Source organism: Actinomycetota bacterium (assembly GCA_030776725.1).
Lineage (GTDB): Bacteria > Actinomycetota > Nitriliruptoria > Nitriliruptorales > JAHWKO01 > JAHWKW01.
Genome location: JALYHG010000285.1, coordinates 1 through 6,639, shown reverse-complemented (window position 1 = coordinate 6,639; position 6,639 = coordinate 1). Strand labels below are relative to the sequence as shown.

Below are 6,639 nucleotides of genomic sequence, written 5' to 3'. Positions count from 1 at the left end.
AACGCGGCCTGGCCTCGTGCACGGTCGAGCTGGCCGACTGAACGGAGGGGCGATGGCCGAGTCGCTGCGCGGCCGGCTGCTGGTGGCGACGCCGACGCTCATCGACCCCAACTTCCACCTGACCGTGATCTTCCTGCTGCAGCACGACGACGAGAACGGTGCTGTGGGCGTCGTCGTGAACAGGCCCAGCGACGTGCCGGTCATGACGGCCCTCCCGCCGTGGGCGGCCCTGGCCGACGCGCCACCGGTGGTCTTCCTCGGCGGTCCGGTGAACCACGGAGCGGCGATCGCCCTCGCCCGGCGGCGCAGCGGCGCGTCCCCGGCCGGGTGGGAACCCGTCCTGGACGAGGTCGGTGTCGTCGACCTCAGCGGCGATCCCGACGCAGTGCATGCTGATCTGCAGGATCTGCGGGTCTTCACCGGGTACGCAGGCTGGGGAGCCGAACAGCTGGAGGAGGAGATTGCCGCCGGCTCCTGGTTCGTGGTGGAGGCCCACCCCAGTGACCCGTTCGTCGACGAGCCTGCCGCCCTCTGGCGGCGGGTCCTCACGCGCCAGGGCGGGGTCTTCCGCACCGTCACGGACGATCCGTCCCGGAACTGATAGCGGCATGGCGGTCCAGGTGGCGGGACCCGCGCAGCCCTCGGACGGGGTGCGTCAGGTGCCGAGGCGCTCGAGCAGCACATCGGCGGCCGCCAGACCGGACAGGGCAGCACCCTCGACGCGCGGTCCGTGGAAAGCGTCGCCAGCGAAGACCAGCGGCGGCGCATCCTCGACGACGAGAGAGCGTTCCGGGTAGGGCTCAACCGGTGTCGCGTACCGCCAACGGTGCGTGGCGTGGACCCGTACCGGCCGGCCCAGCAGCGGTTCCGCCGCCGCGGCCAGGGCCCCGGCCCAAGATGCGGCGTCGGCGTCGAGGTGTTCACGGCTGAACTGCGGGCCGGCGTGGATGGTCACCGTCGGGATGGGCGAGATGTCCTTGCGATGGTTGTCACCCAGCCACGACACCGGGTCGCCGTCGCCGTACCACGCCCCGGCCTCGGGCAGCTCACTGCGACCGTTGAACACCCCGAGGACACACAGCGAGGGCTCGTACCGCAGTGCCCGCAGGTCCTCGGCGGCCGCTGCGGGGAGCCGGACGCCGCCGGCGTCGAGCAGCGCCAGCGATTCCGGCACGGGAGCCGTCAGCAGCGCGGCGTCGCTGGAGATGGTCGTGGCATCGGCGGTCTCGGCTCGCCACCGGTCGCCGTCACGGATCAGGCGAGCGACCGGCGCGCAGGTGCGGACGTCGAGGCTGCCCGCGAGGTGGTCGGCGATCGCCGACATCGCGGGGTGTCCGCGGTGGTGCGGTTCGTGGCGGCGTGGGTCGTCCGGGCCGTGGTAGGGCGGGTCCGGTGGCGGCAGACCCCGGAACCAGGTCCGCACCACCCCGGCGGCCCGCAGATCGTCCACGAGCGTGACGAACGGTTCCTCGCGGGCGGTGAAATGCTGCGCCCCCACGTCCCACACCCCGCCCATCTCCCGGCGGGTCGCCAGGCGCCCACCGGGTTGCGAACCCGCGTCGAGGACGGTGACGGAGAGTCCAGCGTCGCGCAGTCGCCGTGCGGCGAGCAGCCCTGCCAGGCCCCCGCCGACGACGACGCACGACGTCACCCGCCCCGCCCCCACGCCCCGCTGGGCTGCTCGGTGGCGGGCCGGGCGACGTCACGACCGACCAGGTCAGCGAAGCGGACGATGTCCTGACGAAGCTGCACCAGGTCGTCGCGGATCAGAGCCTGCGGTCCGTCACACAGTGCGACCTCGGGGCGAGGGTGCACGTCGACGATGACCCCATCCGCCCCGACGGCGATCGCGGCCCGTGCCAAGGGCAAGACGAGGTCGCGTTTCCCCCCGGAGTGGGACGGGTCGACGATCACCGGCAGGTGCGTCAGCGACTGGGCCACCGGGACGGACGACACGTCGAGCGTGTTGCGGGTGGCGGTCTCGAACGTCCGGATGCCCCGTTCACACAGGACGATCTGCAGGTTGCCGGTGTGCGCGATGTACTCGGCCGCCATGATCCACTCTTCGATCGTGGCGGTCATCCCACGCTTCAAGAGCACGGGCTTGTTGGACAACCCGGCCTCCTTCAGCAGCTGGAAGTTCTGCATGTTGCGGGTGCCGATCTGGAGCATGTCGGCCTTGTCGGCAACGACCTCCACATCGCGGGGCGTGACCACCTCGGTGACGTAGGGCACGCCGAGCTCGCGTGACACGTCCTTGAGGATGTCGAGGCCCTTCTCGCCCAGGCCCTGGAACGAGTAGGGAGACGTGCGTGGCTTGTACGCCCCGCCGCGGAGGATCGCCGCCCCGGCGTCGTGCGCCATGCGGGCCGCTGTCCGCGTCTGCTCCTCGGTCTCGACCGCGCACGGCCCGGCGATCAGCGTGAACGTGTCCCGGCCGATCGGGGCGTCGCCGACCATCACGGTCGACGGTCGGGGATGGGTCTCGATGCTGACCAGCTTGTACGGCTTCGAGACGCGGATGACGTCCTCCACGCCCGGGAACGCGTGCAAGGGCAGCTCAGCGAACTGGCTGAGGTCCCCCACCAGCCCCACGATGGTCTGGTGCTTGCCGCGGCTGACGAACGCGTCGCCACCGACCTCGCTGACCGCGGCGACCACGTTGGCCACGTCCTCGTCGGTCGCGGTGGCGCGCATCACGACCACCATGGTGTCCTCCCTTGATCTCGTGCTCGTCACCTGGTGGCCCCTCGACCGGAACCACAGAGCCCCGGGCTTCAAGCCCGGGGCTCGCTCGTGCTCGCGTTCAGCGTCTGTCGAGCTGGCCCCGCGGCCAGGAGCCAGTGAACCAGAAGCCGTACCGCGTGCGGGATCGCATGCCCCGGAGGGTAGTCGAGACCTCGCCGTGTGCGCGAACCGCACGTCGTCGGGTTCCCACCGTCGGTGTGTACCCTGCGCGCAGGTCCGGCGGGGGAACGATGGGCGGGCGCGAGGTCACCGGTGCGGCACAGATGACGTGCCCGTCGTGCTCGGCACCCGTCGCAGTCGATGCCAGGTTCTGTCCCTTCTGCGGACAGCGCCTGCACCGACCCGCCCAGGCCCGGACGGCCTCGGCGGCCACCGACCCGCCGGTCACGCTCGGGGGCGACGACCGTGCCGAGGAGCGACCATCCGCACCTGCTGGGCCGGTCCTCGCGACGTGCCGCCGGTGCGGGGCGGCCAACAGCTCCACGCGGGACGTGTGCGGGCGGTGCGGTGCCGACCTCGACTCGGGTGAGCTGGCAGACAGCCTCGTTGCCGCGGGGACAGGTGCGGTCGCTGGCGATGACATCAGCGCCGCGGCCTCCCCGTCGCGGGTCGGCCGGGTGGTCCTGGTCGTGCTGATCGGGGCGCTGATCGGCACGCTGATCGGCGCCTTCATCTACCGGCAGGTCGGCCTGGATGTGGAATCCAGCCGCGGGCTGCCGTTGTTCGACGCGTCCCTGTACCCCGACGATCCCGTCGCGCTCGAGATCGCCGGGATCAGCGCGACCTCATCGACGGACACGGCCAGGTTCCTGGTCGACGGGGATCCGTCCACCACGTGGCAGAGCGCTGGTGTGGGCAGCCGGATCCAGCTGCGCCTGTCCGGACGTGCGTGGATCGCCGCGCTGGTCGTGCGCAACGGCGACCAGCGTGACGACGACGCGTTCGCGGCGGCCGGGCGAGCGGCGCAGGTCCGGGTGTCGGTCGACGACGACGCCGTCTTCGAGGTCAGCCTCCACGACCTCGCCGGTGACCAGCAGGTCACCTTCCCGCAGCCGGTGTTCGGCCGTCTCGTCACACTCGAGGTCGTCGGCAGCTTCCCCGGGGAGCGGTCCCCACAGGTTGCACTGAGCGACGTGATGCTGCGGGGTTGGCCGGCGCGCGGTCCCGACCGCGGAGCCGCCTGGAAGTGACCGCGGCTGTCCGTCCAGGTCGGTGCACTGCAGGTCACGCGTCGACGCCGATCACCTCCACACGTAGATGGTGACGCGGTCGCCCCGCCGGACGGTGACCCCCGGGTCTGGGTCCTGCTTGGCGACCGTGTCCTTCCGGCCGCCGAACCCGAAGATGCGCTCCTGCTCGCGGACCTCGACGTTCAGCCCCAGCTCCTGCAGGACCCGCACCGCGTCCGAGCGCCGCTTGTCACGCACCTCGGGCATCGGGAACGGCTTGGGCCCCTTGGACACGACCAGCTCGACGCGGTCCTGGCGGTAGGCGGTCGCACCCGGCTTGGGGCGCTGGTCGACCACCACGCCGGCGGGAACCTCGTCGTTGAACACCCGGTCGACCACCACCGGATCGAGGCCTTCCGCGGCGACCGCGGCCGAGGCCTCGCCTTCGCCCTTCTCGACGACGCCGGGGACCGTGATCGGCTGGCGGCCCCGGCTCACGGCCAGCGCCACGCTGGCACCCTCCTTGATCGCGGTCCCCGGGGGCGGGTCGACGGCGATGACCAGGCCCTCGGCCACCTCCTCGTGGTAGGTCTCGTGGACCTCGACCACCAAGTGGAGGTCCTCGAGCGCGGCCTTGGCGTCCGCCGCCGGGACCTTGACGACGTCCGGGACGCCGCCGGGCACATCGGGCGGTCCAGCCGACAGGGTCAGCACCACCGTGGCGCCCCGGCGGGCTTCGCCGTCGGGGTCCTGTCCGGCGACGTGGTCGGCGGGGATGGTGCGGTGGAAGACGCTGTCGTCGTCGATGGCCGGGGCGAAGCCCGACTCTCGGAGCTCTCGGACGGCGTCCTCCCGCGACATCTGCACCACCTCGGGGACCGGCGTGACTGGTGCGACGTAGCGGTCCCAAGCCAGGTACCCGCCAGCGGCGGCCAACGCGAGCAGGACGAGCGCGATGACGGCCCCGCGGACCCACCGCCGACCCCGACCACGACGTTGACGGGGGCGCCGCCGCGGCGCGGGTGGCTCGGAGGGGTCCGTGTCGACCGGTGCGGGCGACGGCACGACCGTGTCGGTCGTTTCGGGGGGGATCACCACCGTCGCTCGGTCGGGATCATGTCCGGTTGCGACGACCTCGCCAGCCGGGACCGCAGCGCGGAGCGCCGCAGCGAACGCCGCCGCATCCGGGTACCGGTCGTCGGCGTCGGGGGCTGTGGCGGTCGCGACCACCTCGTCGAGGGCCGCCGCGGCCTCCACCGTCGCTGACGGTGCCGGGACGGTCTCGCGGGTGTGGCGGACGGCGGTGGCGACGGCGTTGTCGGCGCGGAACGGCGGGTGGCCGACCAGACACTCGTAGGCGACCACACCCAGGGCGTACACGTCGGCGCGCTCGTCGAGCTGCTCGGCGCGGACCGCCTCGGGCGCCAGGTAGTGCGGGGATCCCACCAGCGATCCCGGGGCGAACGTCTGTGTGCTCGCCGCGGCGGCACGAGCCAGTCCGAAGTCGGCGACCTTCACCACGCCGTCGTCGGCGACGAGGATGTTGTCCGGCTTGACGTCGCGGTGTACCAGACCGCGGCGGTGCGCGGCTGCGATCCCCGCCGCGGCAGGGGCCAACACGGCGGTGGTCTCGGCGGGCGAGAGCCGGCCGCGGGCGCGCAGCACCTGCCGCAAGGACAGCCCGTTGACCTCCTCCATCACCAGGAACGCGTCGTCGCCGTCGTGTCCCCAGTCGTAGACGGCGACCACGTTCAGGTGCGACAGACCCGCCGCGACCCGCGCCTCACGCAGGAAGCGGTCGAGGAAGGTGGGGTCGGCGGTGAGGTGGCGGTGCAGGATCTTGATGGCGACGGGACGGTCCAGCACGACGTCCACCCCGCGGTGGACCGTTGCCATGCCGCCGCGCGCGATCTCCTCGACGACGCGGTAGCGACCGCCGAGCGGCGTTGCGGTACTCGAGGGGGGGGACTCCGACACGCCCGGATGATAGGACACTCAACCGCCAGGGCCTCAGAAGCGCGGACCGCCACCGGCGGGCAGTGGCGTACTCTCGAGGCGACATCGGCTGTCGGAGGCACGCGGTGACGCAGGCGGAGACGTTCGCCGAGAGCCTGGTGACGCTGGGCTTCGAGGACGCGGGGACCAGCCGGTGGGGCGGGCGGCAGTGGGTGCTGGAGTTCAACCGCTTCCTGACCTTCAGCGTGCACGACTTCGACGACGAGGTGGTGTTCACCTGGGCGTTCCTGCTCGGGGACTTCTTCCTCGAGCGCGGCATGCAGATCGGGGCGGGGGAGACGACGTTCCAGGAGCTGTACCCGCGCCACGACGTGCGGCTGCGTCCCGACCCCGACGCGGTCCGCAACGAGATCACCCGAACGCTGCGGACGTTGCGGATCGACCTCGGCGACCCCGGACTGTAGCCGTGCCGACCAGCGACGAGCGTCACCAGCCTCTGGTCGACTTCACCTGGGTGCGGCGATGCATCGGTGTGGTCGGCGCCGTCTGGGCGGCGGTCGCGGTGCTCGGCGCGGTGGTCAGCGCCGGGCTGGGCGGTGGCCTGTCGGCCGCGGCGGTCCGGCTCTGGCTCGGTGTGGCGGCGCTGGGCACGGTGGTGAGCGCCGTCGGCCTGGTGGCGTGGTCGGCTCTGGGCGGGATGGTCCGCGCCGGCGACCGTGGCGACCGCCTCGCGGGTGATGACGTTGGCCTGCTCCCGCCGCGCCGG

At 72.4% G+C, this 6,639-nt stretch carries 7 protein-coding genes; 4 read left to right on the top strand and 3 right to left on the bottom strand.

Translation table 11 applies throughout. The features are described from left to right. Positions 1-52: 52 nt before the first annotated feature. A complete protein-coding gene (locus M3N57_13720; protein ID MDP9023726.1) occupies positions 53-601 on the top strand; it encodes a YqgE/AlgH family protein in 549 nt (182 codons plus the stop codon). A gap of 54 nt (positions 602-655) precedes the next feature. Here the strand turns inward: M3N57_13720 and M3N57_13715 are convergent, their stop codons facing one another. Together M3N57_13715 and aroF are read right to left on the bottom strand one after the other, a co-directional pair. Continuing rightward, positions 656-1,651 (bottom strand): FAD-dependent oxidoreductase, encoded by a 996-nt coding sequence (locus tag M3N57_13715; GenBank protein MDP9023725.1) that lies wholly within the window; start codon positions 1,649-1,651, stop codon positions 656-658. Continuing rightward, complete coding sequence (gene aroF, locus M3N57_13710; GenBank protein MDP9023724.1) at positions 1,648-2,709, bottom strand: 3-deoxy-7-phosphoheptulonate synthase; 1,062 nt, start codon at positions 2,707-2,709, stop codon at positions 1,648-1,650. Before aroF ends, M3N57_13715 begins: the two co-directional genes overlap by 4 nt. Before the next feature lie 269 nt (positions 2,710-2,978). Between aroF and M3N57_13705 the strand changes: the two genes are divergently transcribed. Further along, positions 2,979-3,938: a zinc ribbon domain-containing protein gene (locus M3N57_13705; GenBank protein MDP9023723.1), complete on the top strand. Its 960-nt coding sequence runs from the start codon at positions 2,979-2,981 to the stop codon at positions 3,936-3,938. Positions 3,939-3,989: 51 nt separating this feature from the next. Here the strand turns inward: M3N57_13705 and M3N57_13700 are convergent, their stop codons facing one another. Beyond that, on the bottom strand, positions 3,990-5,894 hold the full coding sequence (locus M3N57_13700) for a PASTA domain-containing protein (protein ID MDP9023722.1): 1,905 nt from the start codon (positions 5,892-5,894) through the stop codon (positions 3,990-3,992). Positions 5,895-5,998: 104 nt separating this feature from the next. Between M3N57_13700 and M3N57_13695 the strand changes: the two genes are divergently transcribed. Both M3N57_13695 and M3N57_13690 read left to right on the top strand, forming a co-directional pair. Then, positions 5,999-6,337: a hypothetical protein gene (locus tag M3N57_13695; protein ID MDP9023721.1), complete on the top strand. Its 339-nt coding sequence runs from the start codon at positions 5,999-6,001 to the stop codon at positions 6,335-6,337. Between the two features lie 2 nt (positions 6,338-6,339). Next, positions 6,340-6,639 (top strand): hypothetical protein (locus M3N57_13690; protein MDP9023720.1); only part of this gene is annotated, 300 nt, incomplete at its 3' end.